This is a genomic window from Neobacillus sp. B4I6 (assembly GCF_050434045.1).
Classification (GTDB): domain Bacteria; phylum Bacillota; class Bacilli; order Bacillales; family Cytobacillaceae; genus Neobacillus.
Window position 1 is genome coordinate 2,438,969 of sequence record NZ_JBNPWB010000002.1, and the last position, 24,178, is coordinate 2,463,146.

Consider the following 24,178-nt stretch of genomic DNA (forward strand, 5'->3'; position numbering starts at 1 on the left):
TGTTAAATTTGTTCTTTAACAAAAAAGAGCATTTCTCCATCTTGGAGAAATGCACCCGTTAGCCATCCATGCAACACAAAATCAGTGCTGCACCATAGAGAATGAAAATGGTTAGGAAGTGTCAATTCTGTTACTGACCTTAATCCAGTCAACCCTAATCCATAGACTTATTAAATCGCTCTCCTCTTTTTTTATCGATTGAGCAGGATCTTTTTAAGTTTTGTCATTTTTCTTATCTTGAAGAAACTTATTTCATGGTAGAACATCATTGGCCCGTGTTACTTAATCGTTCCCATCCCGCCAATGGTTACACGTACCTTGACGTTTACATCAGCATTCGAAAAGGCTTTTCCCCATTGATTTTGGACTTTTTTCCACTCTGGATACGTATAGGCTCTTGCATAAATCCCAAATCCAAACGGGTCAATGGTGACGTTTTGCGTTTTCTTTATTAAGCGCTCGAAATCTGCTTGCAGTTTCGTTTCTATACTCTTTTGCAGTTTCGCTGTGTCCTTCCTTACATTGAATGGAAAAAGCCGTTCTGTAATGAAAATTCTCATTTTTACGTCTGTGTCAAAAATAAAATGACCGTCATACCTTACCTTTGTTTTTACCTTGACGTTCGGCGTACTAAAGCTGATCCAATGTTTATCCCGTCCATTCGATTCCAAAGGGACTGAAATGGTAAATGGGAAATCACCTTTTGTTTTATCCTGCAGGATGCGTAATAATTTGTTTTCATGCGGTTTTATGCTTAACTTATATCTGCTCTGTTCATCCAGCAGAGCCGTGCCGGTCAACATAATTTTGTGGTCTTTTTTCATTTCGGTGATGCTTGCTGTCATCCCTTTTTCCGTCGTTTGCTCATGAAATTCTTGAATGGTGGTTTTTACAGTGACATTTCTTCTGTATGCCGTATCCACTAAATTTGCCAAATACAAAGGTAGACGTGGCTTGTCTTTTGGCCTAAAAAAAATGACGTCCGAAACAGGCCCATCTACGGCGACAACTCTTGTGGTTACCGTATTTTTGGGGTCCCGGTAAAAGGGATCGATATAATCAATCCAATTTTTTCGTTTTAGCAGCTTTTTCCCGATTAAGACTAATTGCGTTTTGCTTCCCGAAGTTAAAGCCATTACCGTCATATCAAACAGTTCCCTGGAATCGCGAATCGTAACAGCTTTCACTTCGACTTTCTCCTCTTTTACCTTTGCTTCTTTATTAAACACCGGACTTGACATGTACACCACTAAATGGTCATCCTCATCCAAGTCTAAACCTAGGATGAGTGACAGAGTGACATCTTCAACATTTATTTGGTCCACGCATCCGGTCATCATCATAGCCAAGAGCGATAGGCAAAGTAGTATCTTCCTTTTCAATGGCTTACCCTCCGACGGAACTTTTCATATATCCAGCTATAGATCCATAAAAAGGGAGGAGCTACGAATGCCAATTGCAGCCCTCCTTTGGCAACCATTTGCTGCCACTTTTCCGATTCAATCCAAGTAGGATCACGCCAAAAGACCAATCCAATAATGATCAATAATAAAATAATGACGTGCTGGCTGTGATCGTGTTTTCCCAGCAATTGACTAGAACAAAAGGCAGTAATGAATACACAAGGTATCCAGGCTGTGGAAACAACAATCAGATAAATAGCCAATAATACCATGTCAAAACGCTCCAAAAAACGAAATTCAATTAGTTTAAGCAAATTCAGGACGGGTTGATTAAATTCGATAATCCCATCGGGGCTAAAATAGGCAAAACAGGCAATCGTCACAAATAAATAAAACAACATCGTTAAGGTGTTCGCAATCGTGATTCCGAGAACGGCATGCTGCTTTTTTTGCAAAAAGGGGTACAGGAAGAACGCGACTTCAAATCCCAAAAAGGAAAAAACAGTGGACGGCACAGCGTTTAATACTGGTCTCCACCCTTCTTTAAGCACCGGAAGAAAGTGCAGCCAATTTCCGTCCCTTAGCGGTATCAGGAAAAACAAAGGAATCCAAATGACCATGTAAAAAGATAGCTCGGAGTATCTTGCTAAAACGCGAACCCCGTTACGGGCTACAACAAAAGTAGGAATCGAAAATAACAGTAAAATGATATAATTAGGGGTTTTAGGCAGGAACCATGCCTTGATATATAGACTGCCGTTCACAAAAATGGACCATGCGTAAAAAGCAAAGTACATCATGTAAACGATGACGACTGCTTTTCCCACAATTTTTCCGAATAAACGGATAAGAATTTCGATAAGGGTTTCATCAGGATATTTTTCGCACGTTTTAACCAAAAAAATGCTGGCAGCGACAGAGAAAAACCAGCCAATTAGGATAGCGATCCATCCGTCGGTTCCTGCTTTTTCCGCAAGTATGCGCGGGAGAGATAGGACGCCTGTCCCGACCTGTGTTCCATTTATCAAAAAAATATACTGCATGAGAGTGATTTCATTATAGGCATATTTTTTCATCGTTTCACCTTTTAGTGCGATTTCGCCCTTGTCGAATAGTTGGAATAGCTCCTGTGCCTTTAGGGCGACTTTTCATCACCCATAAAGGAAAGCGCAGAAACGCATCCTTCATATCGGCGAATCGGAAAGGAGCTAGAGGAGTTCCATAGGGTGTTCCTAATGATTCAAGACTAGTCAGGTGACCAACTATGGTCATCCATCCGATCACAATCCCTACAATTCCAAACATGGCAGCGGCTAACATCATAGGAAATCTTAACAGTCTAATGGACGAACTCATATCATAATTAGGGATGTTATAAGAAGCGATGGCTGTAACGGCAACGACTATAATCATAATGTTGCTGACAATTCCCACTTGAACAGCCGCCTGACCAATAATAATGCCGCCCACAATGCCAATCGTCTGACCGATTGGAGTCGGCAGCCTTAAGGCAGCTTCCCTCATCAATTCCAGGGTCATTTCCATAATCACAGCTTCCATCACGGGTGGGAGAGGAACTTGTATCCTTGATTCCGCAATTGTAAGCATAAGTTCCATAGGGATAACCTCAAAATTGTAGGAAATAAATGCAACGTAAGTGGCGGGCAAAAATAAGGCAATCATAAAGGCAAAAAAACGCATTACCCGGATAAAGGAAGAAACTAACCAACGGGAACCGTAATCATCCACAGCCTGAAAAAAGGACATAAAGTTTGTCGGAGCAATCAATACGCTCGGAGAACGATCCATAATAATCACAAATCTCCCCTGAAGAATTTGGGATGCCGCTGTATCAGGTCTTTCAGTCAACATAATTTGCGGAAAGGGTGAATAAGGATTGTCTTCAATGAACTCGATAAGTTCGCCGGTATTAATGATAGCGTCCACTGTAATATTTTGAATCCGTGTTTCCAGTTCTCTTAGCACGTCTTCAGAAGCAACATCACTCAAATATAAAAGGGAAACCTTTGTTTTCCCTCGAATACCGACGGTCATCTCTTTTAAGATTAATTCCTGATGGGGAATATACCTGCGGATTAGGGCAATATTTTGACTCCCTGTTTCCACAAATCCTTGATTAGCACCTTTTAGAGATATTTCATTTTGAGGATTATTAAGCTGTCTTTGCGGCCACCCTTTTGTATCTAATTGATACCCGGTGATTTGCCCGTTTAACAATAAAACGCTATCTCCTCCTAGAATCGCATTTTCGATCTGCCCCCACGTATAGACCATTTCGATCTTTCCTATTGTGATTGGCAGTTCCTTATTAGGATCGAAGGAGCTATGCATCAATGGCTTTAGAACATAATTTTGGATCGCATCTTTATCCGTCAATCCGGGCAAGTACACCAAAGCGGCCTCCGTTGTACTCGCTGCGATGGGAAAGCGACGAATCACTAAATCCGGTGCTTGAGAAAATAGCAGTTGGAGATTCTCTGTATTTTGGGATAAATCAGAGTCCAGTACAACATCTTCCATATTTTTTTTCTGAAGATTAGAATTATTGCTTGTTTGATGGAACCGTGAAGAGCGCTTTCCTCTTAAAAACTTCAGAAAATAAGACATCAACTCCTTCCCTTTCTGCATTTGCTTTAAATTATGTTTATAGTATGCATTGTCTAAGGAAAAATATTCTAATCCTTCCCCTGATTCATCAAATAGAGTGGGGCTTACTCTTTCTGTGTTATAAACCATCCTTCCGGTTTTTTTTCTATATGAAAAACATCTTCATCGAATTTTTTTCTCAGTTCTTTATATTCCTCATTTTCAATTTTAACCTGTGCTACTCTGATTTGCTTTAGTGTAATTTCTGGTTTCTGGATTTCAAAAATCAGATCTTTAATAATAAAAAAAGTCCTTTGATATTTCATTCTCTCCACTTCCTTCCTTTTATTTTTCTTACGTTTAGAATTAGTCAAAAATGAATAAAACCCATAATTACATAGCTTACCGATATTCTCTACTTCAACAGATACGATGTCGCCTGACTTCATTGGACAACTACCAGAAGGTGAACCAGTAGCCAAAACATCACCCGGCTTCAAAGTCATAACTTGTGATATCCAACTGATAAGGAAAGGAATTGAAAGTGACATTTGATTTGTATTACCCACTTGTACGACTTTTCCGTTTAAAGTTGTAATGATGCGTAAATTGGTTGGATCTATACCGGTTACAATCCATGGACCTAAAGGTCCAAAACTGTCAAAACCTTTGCCACGTGTAAACTGGGGATCTGGTTATAAACGTTTATTCAATCTTTGTCTAATAGAGTAGCTCCTGAAATTCCAGGCTTTGTCATTTCATATAGATTCAAAATTATCTCAAGTTCTTCTTCAGTTAAAACATCATATTGTAGGCATAACTCGCGTACTATTTACCACTTAAAATGGCTTCTCGTGCAATTCTTGCTGCTACTTCATATCCGATATGAGGGTTTACAGCTGTTATAATCCCTACACTTTTTTCTACATGTTTTTTTAAAAGTTTTTCGTTGGCTTCAATGCCTAGTAGACAATACTCCGTAAATACTCTAAATGCGTTTTTCATAATGTCGATTGACTGAAGCAAATTAAACACAAGAACATTTTATGGTCTTCTCTTCTGTCTGCATCCTTACAATATACAATTTTGGTTTTGGAAGGATGAAGTTCGAGTTTACATTCGTTCATCCTTTGGTTTAAGGTTTCGAGCACTCTCTTTGCTTCTTCCTCTGTTTTGCAGTGGATGACTGCGTCATCTGCATATCTAGCGAACGGATTTCGTGGATGATTAATAGCCATCGCTATTCGGCTAAGAGAGAACCCTTCAGGGCGTTACCCCATCATTTGATTCTTCGATATAACCCTTCAGTTCCGAAAGAAACTGCCTGACCTTTACCTGAAGATTGTGACCAATCGTTTCGCTTTGTTAATTTTCGAAGCTTCCTTTGAAATTTTTGTATTGATGTGAAATGGGGTTTTGCTTGGTATTTCTCATTCTTAAAATCGTAATAATATCCAAATCCCAAGAATTTCAAATCTTTTGGACGAGAGATTTTACTCTTTTCTACATTGACTATTAACCCTAATTTATTTTCTATAAATCTCACGATTGATTCCATCACTCTATTCGCTGCTTTCTCACTCTTCACAAAGATTAGGGCGTCATCAGCGTATCTCACGAATTGGAGTCCTCTACTTTCAAGTTCCTTATCCAGTTCGTTTAACATAATATTACTCAATAGTGGACTAAGGTTTCCTCCTTGCGGAGTCCCGACTGGTGTTTCTTCATATTTCCCTTTCACCATGACTCCACTGACTAAGTATTTTCTGATTAACGAGATGACATCACCATCATCTATTGTATTGGCAATAATTCGCATGAGTTTATCGTGATGGACTGTATCGAAGAATCTTTCGAGGTCAATGTCTACCACCCAATCGTGTTCATCATTCAGAAATTCCAAGCTTTTTATAATAGCCATCTCACAGCTTCTTTTTGGTCTAAAACCGTAACTGAATTCACTGAATTGCTTTTCAAATATCGGACTGAGAACTTGATGAATGGCTTGTTGAACGACTCTATCCACTACTGTTGGTATTCCCAACTTGCGCATCTTGCCATTTTCTTTTGGGATTTCCACTCTTAAGGCAGCTTGTGGTTGGTATTTTCTTGTTCTGATGCGCTGACGTAGTTCATCTTTGTTCTCTCTCAGATATTGCTTTAGTTCTTCGACTGTTACTCCATCGACCCCACTTGCACCTTTATTTTTATAGACACGCAGGTAGGCTTCATTCATATTTTGATTACTTAGAATCCGTTCTAAAAGTTCCACACTCGTTTCTCCTTCCCTCTCACGTAGTAAGTGATAGCTCCATTTTGGTTAGCCTTTGAGATACGCTCATACTTTCACCATTCATACATTCGGAGTACGTCTCTTACGCATTCGTGGTGTTGAAACACTATAAATTGTTCCGCCCTTCATGAACTAATTTCACTGTAGAGTCGAAGGAGGTCGGCAAAAGCCTTCCTCCGTCCGCTCAATCAAACGGATCGTACAGTTTTCCCGTAATCCGCTTTCCTTTATGTCATCCTTTAGATGCAACTTTGGATTCTAAATCTGGAATTAATGAAATAAGGTTTACAAGTTTGTAATCCGAATAGAGTTTGGATTCGTGAAGTTTCTTCCAACCCATGTTTCGCCATCTTTTAAATCGATGGCTCCATATTCTTCTTACAATCCAGCGTTGGAGTTTATTGAAGAGTTTTCTAACGTGAGCTTTACGATAGTAGTTACCCCATCCTCTGATAACAGGATTGATACTCTCTATTAACTCAAATAAGCTTAATGGGATTCTTCGTTTTGTACGGCTACGTATAGTGTCCATGAATCGCTTTACTGATTTCTCAGTAGGATTTGCATAGATGTTTATGATATTAGGTTGCTTTTTGATTTTATGGCGAGGAAGTTTAAGTCCTTTTCCCTGTTTAATCTTATATCCTAAAAATTCAAAACCCCATTTAATATGTGTAATTCTGGTTTTCTCAGGGTGAAGTGTTAAGCCAATTTTAGATAGTATTTGTCTTGCATCATTTAATGCTTTCACTGCTTCATTTCTTGTTTTACAGAGTACTACCCAATCGTCGGCAAATCTTGTAAGTCGATACCCTTTATCAACCATTTCATGGTCAAATGAATCTAGATAGATGTTACTGAATAACGGACTGATTACCCCACCTTGCGGTGTGCCTTGAGTGGTCGCATGTTTCTTTCCCTTTTCCATATAGCCAGCTTCAAGCATTTGCCTAATGAGTCGTAAGACTCGTCCATCACTTACTTTTTCCGCGATTTTATTTATTAACAATTCATGTTGGACATTCCCAAAGAAATCTCTTAAGTCTGCATCTAGGACCCATTCGCAACCATTGATAATCTCCCGATATATCTTCCTCATAGCTTGATGGGTAGACCTTCCTGGCCTATAACCAAAACTACAGTCATTAAAAGTTGGTTCAAATATTGGCTCAAGACGATTCTTTAAAGCCTGTTGACAAACTCTGTCCCGAATGGCAGGAATTCCAAGAGATCTCTTCTCGTTTGGTTTATTTCTTTTAGGAATGTTAACTCTCCTGACCGGTAGTGGCTTATATGAATCATTTTTCAGTCTCTGGTGTAGTATGTCTAGTTCTTTATACTGTACCTTTTCAAAATCACTAATACTGATATTGTCGATTCCTCCGCTACCTTTGTTTTCCTTAACTTTTTCCCAAGCCATCAATAGATTTGTTGGGTGGTAAACCTTATCTATTAAAGAATGAATCTTTCTTGTTGTACCATTATCCGTCATTGGTTTCGTACCCTCTGATGATAAATCATCAGCCCTTGAGACATTACTCCCAAGTTTGGATATGAATCTCCTAGTCCGAGATTCAGTGGGACTTTAACCCACCTGATGAACGTGCTGCCACGCACGCACTATGGCTTCTGCTGACTTCTTGCCGCTAACCTTTTTCGACTGTACTTCTGTACATCCGCAAGACCTCCCAGGGTAAGACAACTATCTTTCCTCTTTAACTCGCCTGATTTACTCTATAAAGTTACGCACATCTTTTTGGACTTTGACTTGTTTAGGAGCCTCATCCCTTTATAAAGCCTTAGTATCAGATTTCTGTTCGTCGAGCCAAGATTTTATTCCACGCTTCCTCCAGCCCTTACCTCACGGTAAGTACCTTGCGCTTCCTTAGTGGTTGGTCGATGTGTACCCCCACAGTGGACTTTCACCACCTAGATAGTTGCCATGCCTGGCACACTAAAAAAAAGAGCGACTTCTCAGTCACTCTTTATTAACTATTTTTTGATCTTTGTTTATTCTGTTTGTAAATATAATCAATCCTGCTCATTGTCCTATATCCTAAAATACCAAGGATTACTGAATATATCGTTGTTAAAATTAAGCCAAGTATAGCAATCCAAAATAACGATGTTAACTTCTCTTTTTTGTTAAGCACACTAATAACCTCCACCAATTAATCGTTATTATCTTGCACTTATTTAGGGAGATTATTCCAAGATCAACAATTGGTATGTTTACTTGGAAATGCTAAATAAAATACTTTTTAACTAAATTTGGAGTTCCCCTAATCTGATTAATTAATAAAAAAATATCATTTTATTATTTCACTCAGGTTTCTCCCCGAATTTTTTGCCGAAATTCTCCATCATATCAAGTATTGGGATAAATTCACGCCCTTTAGTTGTTAATGAATATTCAACACGTGGAGGTACCTCAGGAAAAACCTCTCGTTTAATTAATCCATCTGTTTCTAATTCTCTCAACTGTTTTGTAAGAGAACCTTGTGAAATGTCCCATAAAAAGGCTTTAATTTCGCTATAACGACGTTCTTTTGTTTTTAAAAACCAAAGAATAAGATACTTCCAGCGTCCTGAAAGCATATTTTGGGTATACGCAATACCATAAACGTCTCTTTGCTCCTTAATAAACTCTTTTTCAAATCCATCCTTGCATATTCTAGCCATACTTACATCCCTTTTCTACCATAAAGTACAAAAAAGTGTACTATATCATTTTTTATTGCCTACTTCAAAAGTAAGAGTAATGAGTTCATTATATTATTTATAACCAAAACACTCAATTACCTTAATGCTTGCAAAAAAGGAATGTAGACAATTTCGTGTTGAGGCAATTGGAAAATTCCATAGCTGATATTAAATCATAATCGAACAAAATTATATTTAGGAGGAACAATTATGAAATTTGGAATTATAGGTGCAGGAACGATAGGGTCAATTATTTCTAAAAAATTAGTTAAGAATGGAAATGATGTCAAAATTGCAGATGCTCGAGGAATTGATCGTTTAGAAGGAAAAAAGATTGCTGGAACACCTGTGAGTGTAGAAGATGTAATAAAAAATATTGATGTTCTTATAATATCTCTCCCTTTTCATGTGATTCCAAGCATTCGCAACATTGTAGATAAAGCTGGAGATGAAGTAATCGTTGTAGACACTTCAAATTATTACCCTTTTAGAGACAATAAAATTGAAGAAATTGAGAACGGGATGGTTGAAAGTGTTTGGGTTTCAAATCAATTAGGTAGACCTATCATTAAAGCTTTCAACAATCAATTAGATTATACTTTAGAAAATAAAGGAACCCCCGAAGGTCCTAGTGGACGCATTGCCATGGCGATTGCTGGTAATAACCTATCACAAAAACAAATAATCATGGACGTAGTAAACGAGCTAGGCTTCGACGCAGTAGATAGTGGTTCTTTAAGTGATTCATGGAGACAACAGCCAGGAACTCCTGCATACTGCACAGAACTAGCAAAAGAGGAACTAACGGAAGCATTGAAAAAGGCAAATAAAGAAAAAGCCCCATTCCTACGGGATAAGGCAATGGAGAAGTTTTCAGCTAGATTTTCACATAAAGATATTGTGAATCTAAACAGAGAAACATATCATTCATAATTTAGGAAACTCATATTGATCATTGCTCTGGTATTTAATTTTAAATTGAATAGAAGATATAGGAATTTTGGAACCAAAAATAGTGATCGAAATAACCTTGATCACTATTTTTGCATATTTTAAATCTCTCTGTTCATCCACCTTGGATGTAACACTTTAAAAATATTTAGACGTTGTTAACAATTTTCATCGCCGTAAAAAAAATGTATTGTTGATACACTAAACTGCTCCGTTAGCTCAATAAAAAAAGGCTGCCGCAGCAACCCTATGTTTAACTCTAGCAACCGTTAGTGCAACAAGTACACATATAAAAATTTATCTCTAAATTGTGGAATCTTATTTTCTATCTACTACTCGACTAACTATTTCAGTTACGGTAGCCCTACTCATTTTTTCCTTCCCCTCTGTTAAAGCATCAAGTGTACCATGAGCAAGAGCTATCGGGATTTTACAAAAATTAAGGATCGGACCGGGTTTAATATCCTCCAAATAAACGTTAGCCAATGCTAGGTTACGTCGGGCGTACATAAACATATCTTCTAACTCCCATCCATCAGGAAAGAAATCCACACCTCGTTCTATATCTTCAGCACGATTGCGAAGAATATTTACAGACTGCAAGCCACGACCGAAGGCTATAGCTAGATCCTTGTCCGTTTCAACAGCATCGTACCACTTCCAAATATCTGAGAGCATGACTCCTACCAAACCTGCAACGTAGAATGTGTATTCATTCAAATCTTCTTCATCCTGAATCCGCCACTCTTTTAAAGCCCAGTCCGCCATCCCCTTCGCCATAGTAGATGTGGCATTCGAAATGCTCGCTACAATTGTTGGTGGACAAAGCTTTATCCAATCGCCAAATCGTAAGGTAACCTCCGGTAGGAGAGAGTTGTATGGGTGAAATAAAGCCATTAGCTCCTTATTATTGAAGGGCTTTTTCAAGAGCAGGCTGATTGAACGTAATAGATTATGTTTGGTTTCCAATCGGAGTTGGGGGTGGTCTTCAATCTCGTCAATAGCTCTCATGCATAAGTAAGCGGATGTAACAGCTTCTTGTAATCCTGACGGTAGATGACTAATAGGAATAAAGAAGGTCCGGCTTGTCGCCATCAACATGTCTATTGCACTTCTATGTAAATTTAGTGCTTTACTCATCTTGTTTTGTCCCCTTTTTTTGTCAACATGCTAAATTTGTTTAATTTTAAATTGTATTATCCCCACTATATAAAATATTTAATAATAAACAAAATTTAAGCCCTTGTTACTCAATAAACCTGCCCGGATAGTGGAACAAAAAGGGATTCGCCGAAGCAGTCCCCATCTTTAACTCTTGCACCCTATAGTTTAAGTACATTTTTTCACAATCTTTTCTTTCATAATAAAAAAAGGGTCGCCTCAATAATCCTTATTTTTCAACTAAGCTTTATTTCATTTCACTAATTTTCACATCAAAGATGCTTAACAACGATACTATAATTATTATTGATAATAACCAAGCTAACAAAGGTCTTTTGTGATGAATAGGCAAGATAAAGAAAATAATACCTGTAAATAACACAGACCACCACATATTCCACCCATTATGGTATGTAATAAACCCAAACTTACTGTTAAAATACTCTGCACATAAATATATTCCTACCCATAACAAAAACCATAATGAACGTTTTTTCCAACCTTCAGGGAACCTCCCTAAGTATACTAATACGGTTGCAGAGTAAGATACGACCATAGCTAAAATTGTAATCGTTGTATGGTTAGGTAAGATTAAATCGTGAAATAACCACATTGATTGTTTATAGAGTAGAAAGTTATATAAAAAATCTCCAATGATGAAGAAAAGAATTGTCGGATAATACCGTTTCCAATTCCTCCAATCTCCCCATTTAAACCCTGCTATCATATAGAAAATATTAATTAAAATATACATAAGACCAATCCTTTAAAATGAGTATTACTATACTCCCCCCGATTACAGTGAATTATTAAAATGAGCTGGTTTAGCCTTATTTCATTAACCTGCCCCGTTACTTGAAGAAGAAAAGCGATCCTTCGTTGTTGAAGCATCGCACCCGTTAGTGAAGGAAGTAATAATTATTTTTTGCCTTTGGAATGTGACTCAATTGAATTAACTTTTTGAAGAACCACTTTTACAAATATTCCAATTAATATATAAAAAGGGACAGAGTATAAGTGATTCCATTTAATGATTTTGTATATCCCAAGCCATTGAAAGATATTTTCTCCTATATATGAAGCAAAAAACGCATGGGTTATAATTGTAATATATATTTTTTCCACGTAGGAAATCTCTGATAAATCATCGAGTAAATAAAGGGAACAATAGATAAATCAGCAGGGGTAAACTCATCTCTTTCTAATGGCGTTAAAGTATATGGATATATCCAAAAACCTAGAGATGTACCAATTTGGTCCAAAATGAAAGCAATTCCTGCTGTAATCAGCCCAACCAGACTTATTTCTTTTAACCGAGTTTTATCGACAAATCTCCACCATAAAAACAATGGAAAAATAACAACAAAAATTTCAAACCACCACTGATATGTAAAAACCACATCTTGAGTCCAGTAATCGAACCACAACTTTCGGAGGTAGTTATAGGTCTTTTCTATTTTTTGAAACCTGTCCATTACTCTCCTCCTCTTTTAATTTAAAAACTGACCGATATACATATATCCCTCGCATCTATAACAATCTTTTTTAATATTCCTCTCAATAAACCCAATTATTACTATTTCTTCTTCCACTAACCTGCCCGTTAGTCAAATAAGAAAAGACCGCCGCAGCGATCCTTCTTGAGCTCTAGCACCCTTTAGTTGAATCAATAAAACCATTCATCCCCACCAGCTGCGGCACAGCTATGCCACTCATTTGTTGAATAATGGTGCACCGCTTAAAGTCATACAGAGCTTATTGGGACATGAGAAAAGCGAAACTACTAGGATATATGCACAGTTAAGTGGGAGTTTACGGCAAGAACTTTATAGGAAGTATTTTTAAATGTTAGGCTCTGTTAAAGGATAATGTTGATTTTTTATTAAAGAATAGGACTTCAGAATTGGAAGTCCTATTTTGCGTATAATCTTATTTATTGTTTCCTTTTTAATAAAAATCTTGGAGAAGGAAGAACTTCTTGCTCAGCTTCAAAATAAGCGAGTTTATCTGGTATACAGGAAATGATTGACGGCATCCCCATCCCAACAGCGTGTTCTAAGGCAGTTAATAACGGTTGCACCTTGCCATCAATTTCTTCATCCCAAGAAATTACATAACAGGAGTCTCCAGCACCATTTTGTTTTAACAACTTCGCTATTGCTTCGGGGTCTGAATTTGGTTTTGGTATGTCAAACATATACTCCTCACGAAGAGTTATTCTATAAGAATGACAAAGACGACTTAGAGCATCTTTGCGTTTCTTAGCTGAAGACATTTCGAACATAACCCTGTCTTGGAGCCTTTTAGTGAAAAATGCTTTTACAATTATTTTCTCTATCTCTTTATCCAATCTAATCCCCCCATACCCTTGTTTATTTTTATAGATTTTTCAACTGGAAAATCCCGATAGTCTAAGGCTATCATAAGTCGCAAAAAGAACGTATTGTTGAACTATTGGCTTAATTTGAATCACCGTAAAATCGTCAAAGAAGGTTATTTCCTTTTTTGCTTTTGAAGAGTTTCTTCTTTCGATAGAACTTTGTAATCCATTATGTATTTTGAATTTGGAAGGTAGTATATGACAAACCATCTATCGGATTTTGAGTTTGGAACGCTTGATGGCAATCTAAGTTCTACATTACTAACTTCAATATGAAGATAACTGCCTGCCTTATATGGACTTCTATGATCAAATTCAGTGGGAACCCCTTCAACAACCCTATAATCATTTGTTAAATAGACAGGAATGTCTAACCAGTGAGGATTAACAATCATCAATACTAGGGTAGCAATTGAATAAAGAATACGCTCTACTAACGAAACACCCTTTTTAAAGAGCATAAACACACAAGAAAAAGCCAGAAATAATGTACTTATAGAAATGACCCAAAACATTTCCTTAAACATAAACTTACCTTGCAACAAAATTGCCGCAGCTCCCACAGCAAGCGAAACGTACCAAATTTGTTTAATTTATTTAATAAGAGAGGGCAAAGGTGAATTTTCTTGCTTACGATCCATTACATTAAATCCTTTTAAATTTTTAATTTTTCTTTTATACGTTCCCGAACCTATGATGTTTCAATTCATTTGTTACCAAATAAACCCACAAAAAAGTAAATCCTTATTTAACTAAACGTACAACAAGAAAAGACCGCCGTAGCGATCCCTTCTTAAACTCTTGCTACCCGTTAGTTGAATTAGTTCTTTAAAATAAAGAAAACAAAACTTCTATGAAGATGAATGATGCAATTAAAGTTAACCATCCAATTTTATTTGTTACTGGCTTCTGAAGGAATTGGATTTTAGACAAAATAAACGAAACTCCAAAAAATAATATTATACTATACAAGGTAGATAGCCAAAATGATGTTCCAATTTTCCCAAGATGATTAAGAGAAATGATTATAAACGTAAACGAAATACCTCTAGCTACATTTTCCCATTTTTTCAAGTTTAATGAACCGCCTTTATTATAGGATACATTTATACTCTATAATAATCGATTTAACCCACCAGAAATATTGGGAATCAATCCCTCCTTTCAGCTAACCATGTCGTAAGAAAAACGCTTTACTCCTTTTTTCAGTAAAGCACCGTTACTTTAAGTACAATCTTTCACAATCTCCCCAAGAACCTGGTACTTGAACAAGGAAATCGTCTAATCGTAAAACTCCACATGTGTTTTATCCTTTTTATAATAATCCAACCTGTCTTGTAAAGTGCCTGTATGAAATTCAAACTTATGACCGTCTGGGTCAGTAAAGTAAATAGACTTTTTATCTCTTTCGTCTCTTGGACGACCTGACAAGATGCTGACATTCAATTCCTTTAATTTATGGTACATATTATCAAATTCTGTTTCTTCTATTGAAAAACTATATGTGTGTATGATTGGCTAATTTCATTACGAGGAATATCTATGAAGTATTCTGACCGTTAGCTGAATAAGAAAAAAGAGTTGCCGAAAAGACAACTCTGCTTTAACTCAAGCACCGTTAGTTGAACAACGATATGGTTTATACTCATACCATTCTCATCGAGAGGTATGGGAACCAAATCTACTCCCATATCTTGTAAAGTTATTCTCGTTCTATGAAAACCAGGATTTTCAAATGCATAGATATGGTCTTTACCGATTAACATACATAATAATCCAACAAGTACCTGAGTACCTGCACCAATTATGATTTGTTCGGCAGAGCATCTAACACCCCTGGAAGCATAAAGATGGGCTGCAATTTGTTCACTAAGGATCTGCTCCCCTTGAGGATTTCCATTATAAAATAATTCTTCCTGATCCTCGTATAATGATTGAACGGTTAATTTTCTCCAAATGGCATATGGAAAGTGTTCTAAATCAACCTTACCCGAATTGAAATCAATCTTGGTATTTACTTGTACTTTCTTGGTTTTTGACTCCAATTTTTCTAAACCTCTTTGGTTAATGATTAAATCATTATCAAAGGTTGTAACAAATAATCCTTTTCGAGGCTTACTTTCCACATACCCCTCCGCACATAATTGCTCGTAAGCCGACTGAATTGTGTTTAAACTTAATCCAAGGTAAATTGATAAATTTCGTTTTGACGGTAATTTTTCTGTTGGCTTTATTCTTCCAGATAAAAATTGCAGCTTTATATGATAATGAAAAAATGGTAGCAGTAATAGGCTTTATGCCTATGATTACTTTATATAATGGAAGGTTCATTTGGGTTTGTGATTTAGTTACAGATTTAGAAAATCGTTCGAAAGGTTATGGCGAATTACTTCTAAATTATGTACATAATTGGTCAAAGGAAAATGGCTACGATATTGTCTCACTCTCATCAGGATTACAACGAATTGATGCCCATCGCTTTTATGAAAATAAGATGGAATATGACAAAGTCAGCTATGTTTTTTTAAAAAGACTTTAAACCGAAATTCTGATAAAAAAAAGACCCAAGGGTAACGGGTTTGGTTTTGAAGTACAAAAATCCAATTAGAGGATAAAATCACAGAGAAATTAGCTTTCGAATTAAAAAGCAAATTAACACAATAATAGACACAAAAAATGCTCAGGGCATAAAACTCTGAGCATTTTTCTATATTGGCTTATAGAATGAAAGCTAACCGTTAATTGAAAAATTTGTTGTCTATGATTCTTGAGTATCTTCGTCACTTTTATACTCCAAAATATCACCTGGCTGACAATCTAATGCTTTACATATCGCTTCTAATGTTGAAAAACGAACCGCTTTTGCTTTCCCATTTTTCAGAATGGAAAGATTCGCCATAGTAATTCCAACCCTCTCAGAAAGCTCCGTTACGCTCATTTTTCGTTTTGCTAACATCACATCAATATTAATAATAATTGCCATATCCTCCACCTCAGACCGTCAAATCATTTTCTGATTTAATGTTAATCGCTTCTTGTAGAAGCCGTTGGAGGATAGCAGCAAAAACGGCGATAACCAACGAAGCAAAAATGATGATGAGTCCCATTAATCCAATAGGAGGGTCAACTTTCTTCGCTATAAAATGAAAGAGTGGCAAACCTAATACATACAAACCACTGATTGTAATCGCACAGCACTTTATGTTCTTTAACGCCTTTACAGATAATTCCGAGAACGCTGTGTTCTCGTCAATGTACCGTAAAAGATTGAAAGCCTGATAGAGAGCAAAGTAAAAAGGCACAGCCGCTCCATACATCACGATGAAAACGAGATATTTCATTGGGGCAATATTTGGATACAATTTTGCTGCGAAATTCGCCATATGGGGCACTAAAAATATGCACAATGCAAGAACTGGGATTCCTATAAAAATAACAGCTAGCTTTAAAACGAGTGTCGTAACTTGTTTCATAAAAGCACCTCACTTAATTAATTTTAAATTGATTCTAAAACAAAATTTATTGTTTATCAATAAAAACTTATTGGTTTTAATTATATTATCATTGTTATAGATATATCCTTTAATTTTTTAAAAAAATAAAAAGCATTCCTGTATGATAACGAAATGCTGTATAACCTAAGCTATTCAATTTATAACTTATTCAATTAACCTGTACCCGTTAACCCAAGGGGTCTTTTTTTATATAGTTCCGAAGAGTGTTAAATTAAATAAAAACTTCTTCATCAACTATCCTGCATCTTTAGTTTAATAACAAAAAAGCTAGCAATATCAGCCAGCTCTTCTTGTATTTCAATCCACTTGTTGAAAGAAACGCCTATTCTTCCATAAAAACTCGTGCGTAGTATTCCGTTTCTTCATCTAGTTTGTTGTCTTTTCTCAATTCCTCAATAGTTTCTTTTCGGTCATCTTCAATCACTTGAAAACTTCCTGAAACATTTGGTGTTTTCCCTTTGTTTTTATCCATACTTTCACTCCTACATTTCATCTTGTTTTTATTAGGGTATTCATTTCCCTTTTCATTTTGTGTTTAATTTATAACTTTATTCAAATGCTCATTATGGTTTCTTCTTAAGCTAACCTGCTTACGTTAGTCGAATAATAAAAAGCTACCAAAATGGCAGCTGAATCTTCAACTCTTGCAACCGTTAGTTAAACAACATCTTACGATAATTTGTCAATTAAGGATTTTTGGGAGGTGAAAGCACTAATACAGAGTTTGCTTTTGTGTCCCATCTGTTTTTATTCGATATACCATTTTCTCCGTTCTTGTGTAATAAATCCAATCGTCGAAAATGTTTGTGTTTGTTACAAAATGTTCATTTAAAAAAGTTTTACCTGTTCCATCAATCTTCATTTTGTAGAGATCACCGCCAGGTACATCTACAGTGGTATAGTATATCCAACCATTTGACACATTGAAGGTTGAAGTAGGAACATCGCTTAATTTGATTTTATTTGATCCATCTAAAGTCATCTTATAAATTCTATTTTCATCTGCAGGATTTCTGAAATAAATCCAATAGCCATTTATTTGAATATTGTAGGCACTTGTATCATTTAGTTTTGTTTTTTCCGTTCCATCAATTTTTACTTTGTATGGTTTTTGGCCATCTGATACATTTTGGTAATAAATCCAATTACCAATTAGGTTAATGGCGGAGGATTGATCTTCATTTAATTTTATCCTTCCTGTTCCATCTACGTTTAATTTATATAATTTAGCACCGTCCGACTGATTTGCATAGTAAATCCAATTACCTGCAACCATAATATCGGTAGAACTATCATCCGTTAATTTTGTCCTTTCTGTACTATCAATTTTTATTTTGTATATCTTCCCATTATCCCTGCCATTTCGATAATAGACCCATCCATTTAAAACATTAATATAGGTTGGATCATCATTGGCCATTAACGGTGTATCCATTGTCAAATCTGTTTTAATTTTAGATAATGTTCCATACAACGCTGTACCTTGCCGTTTATTATAATAAAGCCATTCGTTTTCTTTACCAACAATACCACTGTTCAATATATTACCTGCTGTATTCCCCAGCCCCTCCATAGACAAATCTTCAGTAAGTGATAATAAATATTGATTCTCCTGGGTTAGGACATTGACTCTATTTTTCAATTCATCATAATCAGTAGTAACCCTAATTACCTGATTTGTCTCATCCCATACAACCTTGGCCCCAACCCTGCTAAACTCGGCAATTGGAACATAAATAAAAGGGTAGGTTGCACCTGTAGGTTGAAAATTTAATACAGGATATAGCCCAGTATTAATATCTACACCATTAACCAAAATAGGTCTATCTGCTGTGTACGCTGTAACAGGTTTGTATTGTAATTGCCTAGCTTCAATACCCTTTTTTGAAGCTGTTTCGGGAATCAATAGCGTTTGGCCAATATATATGATCGGACTTACGAGATGATTTAAGAAAACAATACTTTCCACAGAAGTATTGAACTTCAATGCTATTGAATATAAATTATCAACTGGTTGAACAACATAACTAAGATTAAGGTTTCTGTTCATTATTGCACCCTCCTTATGACAGATTACATTATTTATCGTATTATTCTGTAAAAGAAAAAGTGCCTAATTGATTTTACATCCGTTAGCTCAATATAAAAGGAGATGCCGCAGCACCCCCTTATTACCCTTGTAGCTGTTAATAGAAAAAGGTAAAGAAATCTATTTTCTCTTACATATATTAATCGTTAGTTCCTAATACATCTGTATTTGGAGGTTCATAACCCATCTGACGTATCATAGCTACAATTTGTCCCTTGTGGTGAAATTCGTGAGTTATAGTATGCATTATTAATTTACCAGGGGTAAATGTTATAATTTCTGTTTCATCTCTCCAAGGAATCCTTCTTTGAATTGGCTCAGATAATTGCTTTCCGTGTAATTCAAATACCTCATTTACAAAAGAATCAACCTGTTCAAAGCGTATTTTTATATCGTCCAGTTTCAATTTCTGTCGTTCATCCTTTGGTGTAATTGGCTTCTTTGTTTTTAATAAAACAAATGAGCCGAGCCACGCAATATAACAATCTGCTATGTGAACCAATGAGTCTCGCACACTTTCCCAACCGTATCCATTTTGGCGAGTAAAATCATTTTGATTAAGTTCCTTACAATAGTCTAGCACCGTTAATCGTGTCTGACGAACCCATTCATATTCGTTTTGATGAAACATCATCAATACACCCACTTTCTTATAATGATAATACATATTCTAGTTATGTAAAAATAAACCCTCTTCCACGAACCTGCCCAGTTAGTTTTAAGTACATTACTTCACATCTTCTGCAAGGAGTAAATATTTTGCAGATTTTGATTACTCATAAAAAAGATCGTAAAAAAAAAGACGATCTTTTAATTAATGCAAGAGGTTAGTTAATATGGCTCATTTATAAAAATTAACAAATATTTAGACATTCATTTCGATAAATTTAATTACTTTTGTTGCTGTATCAAATGCTTTTCTACTTTCCAAGAATTCTACTAATTTATTTTTATGAAATTAAAAACTCCCCAGCAATGCTGGAGAGTTAACAAACTTTACTTTTCTTTTTTGGATAAACAACGATCACAATCCATCAAATAACTTTCTGCTTGCTCTTGCATATGCTGCCCGCATTCAGGGCATTCCTTTTTTGGCAAATTTCGGAAAAATTCAACTGGACTAATTAACATTTAAATCTCCTCCTTAATTAATACAGTTCGTTGTTTCTTATCTTGTTATAGTACAGTATAAGCAAAAAAGAGAAAAAAGTATAGACCTTTTTTAAATAAATAATAAAAGTTTTAATATTTTCATCAAATTTATTTTTACCTTGTATATCCCAATCGAAATCCTCAGTATCATCATCCCATTCCGAGTTAGGAGATAGAAATCTCGGAAGCTACAACAATTGTGTAATCTAAGGTAATTCTCCACGAACATTGAATATGTAATGCATATTCTGGTGTTTCTTGGGTTCTGCCTCTTCTGTTTATTTGAATCATATCACCGAACACCAATCCAAAAAAGGTTAGATGCTCTTCCAGCATTTTGTGATTTCAAACCCAATAATTCACATAATTCAACACGAATTACTTCTTTCATACCTGTTCCTTGTACTGGATTTTATTTAAGGAATGCACCCGACAGCTTAATAACCTTTTGAACTAATCACTGAAATCGTTAGATAGTATCTTTCCCTGGAACAGAAATTTCAACCATTATAGCTTCATCTCTTACTTTATTTAGCTTATAAAATATATTACTTTCTTCCAGTTTATTAAGGAAATTGATTAACTCCTTAATCCCCACCAAAACGATCTCCCAAATTAGGTAATATTACAGATTATATTCTAAATCCTTATTGAACAAACCTGCCCATTAGCTGAATAAGCAAAAAGCCTGCTATAATGACAGACGAGAACTTCGTTAGTGCAAAAAGAATTTATTTTTTATTGAATTTTTTACTGTCTGGAAGTCTCGAATACATATCAAATAAATCTTTAATAGTTTGTTTGATGACATCATCCCCACCAGTTCCATTTATTGCAGTATCAAGTCTTGCATAAATGATTAGTAAAAGACTTTAAGCAAATGATTCATCTAACTGTTTAATTTTTTCCCTTACTTCTTCAATCTCTAACAATACAAACACCTCTCAATAAATGTTACTAACGTAATCCGTTAGTCCAATGAGAAAAACGCTGCCGCAACAGCCTTACTTATTTAACTCAAGCACCCGTTAGCTTAAGTACATTTCTTCACAATCAAATCAAATTTCAGAAGGATAGCAAAATAGTTAATTCAAAGAAAGACTACCCATACGGGTAGATAAGATGTGTTAACTATATATGAAAAAGGGGTAAAGCTATCAATCAATGTATGTTATGCCATCCTTTTGATGTGTTTTCTATGACTCGAATTTTCCTCACAAAATGGTCATTTATAAAAATCTCTACAGTCTTAGAAAATTTGTCACGAATCTCTGAATTTATACTCCATATTCTCCCCAATCCCTGTGTGCAGTACATATTTTCCAGTCCGGGTTTTCTGCCTTCTCTAAGAAAAATTCGAGCAGAACCAATTCCGTTTGCCGGGTAATGTACGAGTTCTTCTACTTCATCGCATGGTGTGGGCAATTGACCAATGAGTCTTACAGTTATTAAACCGCCTACTCTAAATGCATCGGCTTCGGTAAGCATAAAATTTTCTCCTCGTATAAATTTATTAAATTAACTGTAGTTATTATATGTATTACCCATGGCATGGTACCGAAGTTTAACCCGCCGCACCCCCCCTCCTAATTAATGACAGATAGGTAAGGGTTTGAAGTTATCGACCCCTTTTCCCCCTGCTCGCAACGTACGTGCGACTTTAATCGCATACGGCGCTCCAACTAATCCAATTCATTCAATTCTATGTATCTTCTTAGATTGATTTTATTATTTTCCGAAATCAAATTGCTTTATTAAGACATTGTGTTCGAAGTTTATTAAGTTTTTCTTTTTGCTTTTTGGAAAGATTTAAGCCCTTTAAAAGTACTTTTATCTTTTCATTATCTTTTAGATGTACCAATCGATCCATAGAACTTTTCACCACTGACACTTCGAGCGTAGAGAGCATCAAAGCACTCTTGTAAATTATAGTACTCATTGTGTCTCAGTTTCTTCCGTTTCAATAAGTCGGCTACCCCTTTCGGAGTTAACCTCTTTTAGTCTCACGAGAACCTTATTAATCGATAAAGATCTGCCTTACATGGTTGAATGATTCTTCATTAGTCTAGTGGCTATCCCTCCGTGTTGATTAGACATTTCATTAGTACTATGCCACCACTTTCACCGATATAAAGACAAGTTATACAAAAACTAGTATCGTCATTGCTTTCCTTGCCAACGATTCTTCGGGAGTAAGCCCTCCACGTTATCAGCTTACAATGTTGAATTATATCTATTATAGAAAGAACTTAGGTGCTTCCTGTAAGCCTGTTAGCATTCATACGCCTATAACGTATCATGGATTTTTATATTAGTTAGTTTTACTCATCCACATCTAACCTCACATTTGGTGATATACACATTTCTATGTATTGCAGTTTTAGACCCGTACATTCAGAAGTTTGTCAGCTTAACCTTAATTTTTTTAGGTTTCTTCGCATTCTCACCATATTCTTTCAACTCAAGCATCATGATTTACACCACCCCCGCGGGTAGGCTTTCGACAGCTAAAAGCTAAGCTGTTACGGTAAATTCTCACGCCTTTTCACCGAGCTTATAACACTATTATTCTTACTAAATTAAGTGCCATTCGACTAAGAGAGAGCCCTTCAAGTCGTTACACTATCATTTGACTCTTCGATATAACCCTTCAGTTCCAGAAGGAACTGTCTAGCCTTTACCAGAGAGATGTGACCATCCTCCATTTAAGCTAGAAACATTTCGCACAACTATCCTGCTTCGTTAGCACAATAAGAAAATGTGATCGCCGCAGCCATCCCATCTTTAACATAAGCACCCTTTAGTTGAAGAAGGTGGATTGTTAGGTTTTAGGGTGAAGTCGATTATCAAACATTCCGTATTTTACTATAACAAATCATAATGTTTTTATTTTTTTACACAACTTTAACATCAATAATTATACGAATAATGGTATAATTATTGAAAAGGCTTACAATCATTGGAGTTTGAGGTGAATAAAAAATGGATTTCTATGAAAAGTTACCTGAAGAGTTATTAATTCGTTTTTACTATGAAATTATTAATAATATTGAAAAAGGTATTCTTACGAAAAATAGATATTATGAAATAGGAATAATTATTTCTGTTGGTAATCGGAAAGGAATTTCCTTAGACCAACCTTCTGATTTTAATGAAGTGATTAATCAGCAAGCCTTAAATGATTTAGTACAATCAGAACAAGTTGGTACAAGGTGTAGTTCTCAGATTGCCTAGCCCTTATTTGTTTAATGTTATAATTTAACTAAATTTACTTCCATAAATAAAACTGACTTTTAATTATAAAAATGGGTGCTGCCAGATAAGGTAACACCTTTTTTTGCCCATCTTTTTGGTAAAGCACCCAATAGTTTAAGTACAACATTTCACAATCTGTTTTTAGAACAACAACAAAGTTCTACTAAAGTGCCTTCACTTTTGTTATAATTAGACTAACACTTTAGATTAGGATTGATTTTCATTGGGACTTTTGGAAAAATTCTTTGAAAAAAAGAAGAAAAGGATAAAACCCCTTTTTTATTTACAACTTGTAATAATTATCGGATTTTTTTCATTATTTTTCATAGACATCAATCGGTCATTTGGTACACTATTTCTTTCGTTATCCTTTTTGCTAATTGGAATTGAGAGTTATTTATTAAAGGAAGAAAAAGTCGTCTTTATTTTAAATTTTATAGCATCTTTTATGTTCGCTTCAATTTTCATTTCAGATTATTTTTATCTATAAGGGTACTGTTATTACAGTATCCTTTTTTGTCCTCTTCATTTTCCTATAATTAGTATTTCTTATTGAGCTAACCTGCTTACGTTAGCACAATAAGAAATAAGATGCTGCCGCAGCAACACCTTGTTTAACTCTTGGCACCCGTTAGCCATCCATGAAGCGCAAAAATCAGCGCTTCACCA

The 24,178-nt window shown here is 35.7% G+C and carries 24 protein-coding genes and 6 pseudogenes; 4 read left to right on the forward strand and 26 right to left on the reverse strand.

Annotated features, from left to right (window positions below; all coding sequences use genetic code 11):
- Positions 1 to 278: 278 nt before the first annotated feature.
- The 9 genes and pseudogenes from QF028_RS14015 to QF028_RS14055 form a co-directional block, all read right to left on the reverse strand.
- A complete protein-coding gene (locus QF028_RS14015) occupies positions 279 to 1,382 on the reverse strand; it encodes a Ger(x)C family spore germination protein (protein ID WP_429466286.1) in 1,104 nt (367 codons plus the stop codon).
- A complete protein-coding gene (locus QF028_RS14020; protein WP_429466287.1) occupies positions 1,379 to 2,479 on the reverse strand; it encodes a GerAB/ArcD/ProY family transporter in 1,101 nt (366 codons plus the stop codon). The genes QF028_RS14015 and QF028_RS14020 overlap by 4 nt, the downstream gene beginning before the upstream one ends.
- Before the next feature lie 4 nt (positions 2,480 to 2,483).
- On the reverse strand, positions 2,484 to 4,031 hold the full coding sequence (locus tag QF028_RS14025) for a spore germination protein (protein ID WP_429466289.1): 1,548 nt from the start codon (positions 4,029 to 4,031) through the stop codon (positions 2,484 to 2,486).
- Positions 4,032 to 4,135: 104 nt separating this feature from the next.
- Positions 4,136 to 4,684 (reverse strand): annotated as a pseudogene (locus tag QF028_RS14030) (fumarylacetoacetate hydrolase family protein); the annotation flags it as partial.
- Between the two features lie 35 nt (positions 4,685 to 4,719).
- Positions 4,720 to 5,051, reverse strand: a pseudogene (gene aspA / locus QF028_RS14035) (aspartate ammonia-lyase); the annotation flags it as partial.
- A complete protein-coding gene (locus QF028_RS14040) occupies positions 5,012 to 5,248 on the reverse strand; it encodes a reverse transcriptase domain-containing protein (protein WP_429466291.1) in 237 nt (78 codons plus the stop codon). The gene QF028_RS14040 and the pseudogene aspA, both read right to left, overlap by 40 nt.
- Before the next feature lie 41 nt (positions 5,249 to 5,289).
- On the reverse strand, positions 5,290 to 6,282 hold the full coding sequence (gene ltrA / locus QF028_RS14045) for a group II intron reverse transcriptase/maturase (protein ID WP_429466293.1): 993 nt from the start codon (positions 6,280 to 6,282) through the stop codon (positions 5,290 to 5,292).
- Between the two features lie 253 nt (positions 6,283 to 6,535).
- Entirely contained in the window at positions 6,536 to 7,795 is a 1,260-nt protein-coding gene (gene ltrA, locus QF028_RS14050; RefSeq protein ID WP_429466295.1) for a group II intron reverse transcriptase/maturase, read from the reverse strand.
- Positions 7,796 to 8,625: 830 nt separating this feature from the next.
- Positions 8,626 to 8,985 carry a winged helix-turn-helix transcriptional regulator gene (locus QF028_RS14055; RefSeq protein ID WP_101226146.1) on the reverse strand — a complete coding sequence of 120 codons (360 nt, stop codon included), beginning with the start codon at positions 8,983 to 8,985 and terminating at the stop codon, positions 8,626 to 8,628.
- Between the two features lie 231 nt (positions 8,986 to 9,216).
- On the opposite strand from QF028_RS14055, the gene QF028_RS14060 reads away from it, so the two are divergent.
- Positions 9,217 to 9,939 carry an NADPH-dependent F420 reductase gene (locus QF028_RS14060; RefSeq protein ID WP_429466297.1) on the forward strand — a complete coding sequence of 241 codons (723 nt, stop codon included), beginning with the start codon at positions 9,217 to 9,219 and terminating at the stop codon, positions 9,937 to 9,939.
- A 336-nt stretch (positions 9,940 to 10,275) separates the two neighbouring features.
- Here QF028_RS14060 and QF028_RS14065 read toward each other — a convergent pair whose 3' ends face one another.
- The 3 genes from QF028_RS14065 to QF028_RS14075 all read right to left on the reverse strand — a co-directional run bounded on the left by QF028_RS14065 (position 10,276) and on the right by QF028_RS14075 (position 12,593).
- Entirely contained in the window at positions 10,276 to 11,097 is an 822-nt protein-coding gene (locus QF028_RS14065; RefSeq protein WP_429466299.1) for a squalene/phytoene synthase family protein, read from the reverse strand.
- A gap of 268 nt (positions 11,098 to 11,365) precedes the next feature.
- Complete coding sequence (locus QF028_RS14070; protein ID WP_429466301.1) at positions 11,366 to 11,872, reverse strand: CBO0543 family protein; 507 nt, start codon at positions 11,870 to 11,872, stop codon at positions 11,366 to 11,368.
- Positions 11,873 to 12,215: 343 nt separating this feature from the next.
- A complete protein-coding gene (locus QF028_RS14075) occupies positions 12,216 to 12,593 on the reverse strand; it encodes a CBO0543 family protein (RefSeq protein ID WP_429466303.1) in 378 nt (125 codons plus the stop codon).
- Between the two features lie 190 nt (positions 12,594 to 12,783).
- Here QF028_RS14075 and QF028_RS14080 point away from each other — a divergent pair.
- Positions 12,784 to 12,963: pseudogene (locus tag QF028_RS14080) on the forward strand (tyrosine-type recombinase/integrase); the annotation flags it as partial.
- Between the two features lie 88 nt (positions 12,964 to 13,051).
- Here QF028_RS14080 and QF028_RS14085 read toward each other — a convergent pair.
- The 5 genes and pseudogenes from QF028_RS14085 to QF028_RS14105 form a co-directional block, all read right to left on the reverse strand.
- On the reverse strand, positions 13,052 to 13,468 hold the full coding sequence (locus QF028_RS14085; protein WP_429466305.1) for a hypothetical protein: 417 nt from the start codon (positions 13,466 to 13,468) through the stop codon (positions 13,052 to 13,054).
- Positions 13,469 to 13,611: 143 nt separating this feature from the next.
- On the reverse strand, positions 13,612 to 14,043 hold the full coding sequence (locus QF028_RS14090) for a hypothetical protein (RefSeq protein ID WP_429466307.1): 432 nt from the start codon (positions 14,041 to 14,043) through the stop codon (positions 13,612 to 13,614).
- Between the two features lie 736 nt (positions 14,044 to 14,779).
- Positions 14,780 to 15,039 (reverse strand): annotated as a pseudogene (locus QF028_RS14095) (VOC family protein); the annotation flags it as partial.
- Positions 15,040 to 15,057: 18 nt separating this feature from the next.
- Entirely contained in the window at positions 15,058 to 15,624 is a 567-nt protein-coding gene (locus tag QF028_RS14100) for a hypothetical protein (RefSeq protein ID WP_429466309.1), read from the reverse strand.
- Between the two features lie 27 nt (positions 15,625 to 15,651).
- Positions 15,652 to 15,783 (reverse strand): annotated as a pseudogene (locus QF028_RS14105) (hypothetical protein); the annotation flags it as partial.
- Here QF028_RS14105 and QF028_RS14110 point away from each other — a divergent pair.
- Positions 15,744 to 16,037: pseudogene (locus QF028_RS14110) on the forward strand (GNAT family N-acetyltransferase); the annotation flags it as partial. The pseudogenes QF028_RS14105 and QF028_RS14110 overlap by 40 nt on opposite strands.
- 219 nt (positions 16,038 to 16,256) lie before the next feature.
- Here QF028_RS14110 and QF028_RS14115 read toward each other — a convergent pair.
- From QF028_RS14115 to QF028_RS14155, 9 genes are all read right to left on the reverse strand, one after another.
- Positions 16,257 to 16,481 carry a helix-turn-helix domain-containing protein gene (locus QF028_RS14115; protein ID WP_429466311.1) on the reverse strand — a complete coding sequence of 75 codons (225 nt, stop codon included), beginning with the start codon at positions 16,479 to 16,481 and terminating at the stop codon, positions 16,257 to 16,259.
- Positions 16,482 to 16,491: 10 nt separating this feature from the next.
- Entirely contained in the window at positions 16,492 to 16,971 is a 480-nt protein-coding gene (locus QF028_RS14120; protein ID WP_429466313.1) for a DUF2975 domain-containing protein, read from the reverse strand.
- Between the two features lie 364 nt (positions 16,972 to 17,335).
- On the reverse strand, positions 17,336 to 17,485 hold the full coding sequence (locus tag QF028_RS14125; RefSeq protein ID WP_214997700.1) for a hypothetical protein: 150 nt from the start codon (positions 17,483 to 17,485) through the stop codon (positions 17,336 to 17,338).
- A 240-nt stretch (positions 17,486 to 17,725) separates the two neighbouring features.
- Complete coding sequence (locus QF028_RS14130; protein WP_429466315.1) at positions 17,726 to 19,063, reverse strand: DUF5050 domain-containing protein; 1,338 nt, start codon at positions 19,061 to 19,063, stop codon at positions 17,726 to 17,728.
- Positions 19,064 to 19,241: 178 nt separating this feature from the next.
- Positions 19,242 to 19,736 (reverse strand): DinB family protein, encoded by a 495-nt coding sequence (locus QF028_RS14135; protein WP_429466317.1) that lies wholly within the window; start codon positions 19,734 to 19,736, stop codon positions 19,242 to 19,244.
- A gap of 362 nt (positions 19,737 to 20,098) precedes the next feature.
- Positions 20,099 to 20,233: a protein YhfH gene (gene yhfH / locus QF028_RS14140; RefSeq protein ID WP_214997704.1), complete on the reverse strand. Its 135-nt coding sequence runs from the start codon at positions 20,231 to 20,233 to the stop codon at positions 20,099 to 20,101.
- Positions 20,234 to 20,723: 490 nt separating this feature from the next.
- On the reverse strand, positions 20,724 to 20,852 hold the full coding sequence (locus QF028_RS14145) for a hypothetical protein (protein WP_429466319.1): 129 nt from the start codon (positions 20,850 to 20,852) through the stop codon (positions 20,724 to 20,726).
- Positions 20,853 to 21,415: 563 nt separating this feature from the next.
- The gene (locus QF028_RS14150; protein WP_429466321.1) at positions 21,416 to 21,742 is read right to left on the reverse strand and encodes a hypothetical protein; all 327 of its coding nucleotides are present in this window, start codon (positions 21,740 to 21,742) and stop codon (positions 21,416 to 21,418) included.
- 253 nt (positions 21,743 to 21,995) lie between these two features.
- A complete protein-coding gene (locus tag QF028_RS14155) occupies positions 21,996 to 22,124 on the reverse strand; it encodes a hypothetical protein (RefSeq protein ID WP_429466322.1) in 129 nt (42 codons plus the stop codon).
- Between the two features lie 1,112 nt (positions 22,125 to 23,236).
- Here QF028_RS14155 and QF028_RS14160 point away from each other — a divergent pair.
- Entirely contained in the window at positions 23,237 to 23,488 is a 252-nt protein-coding gene (locus QF028_RS14160; RefSeq protein WP_429466324.1) for a hypothetical protein, read from the forward strand.
- Positions 23,489 to 24,178: the final 690 nt, after the last annotated feature.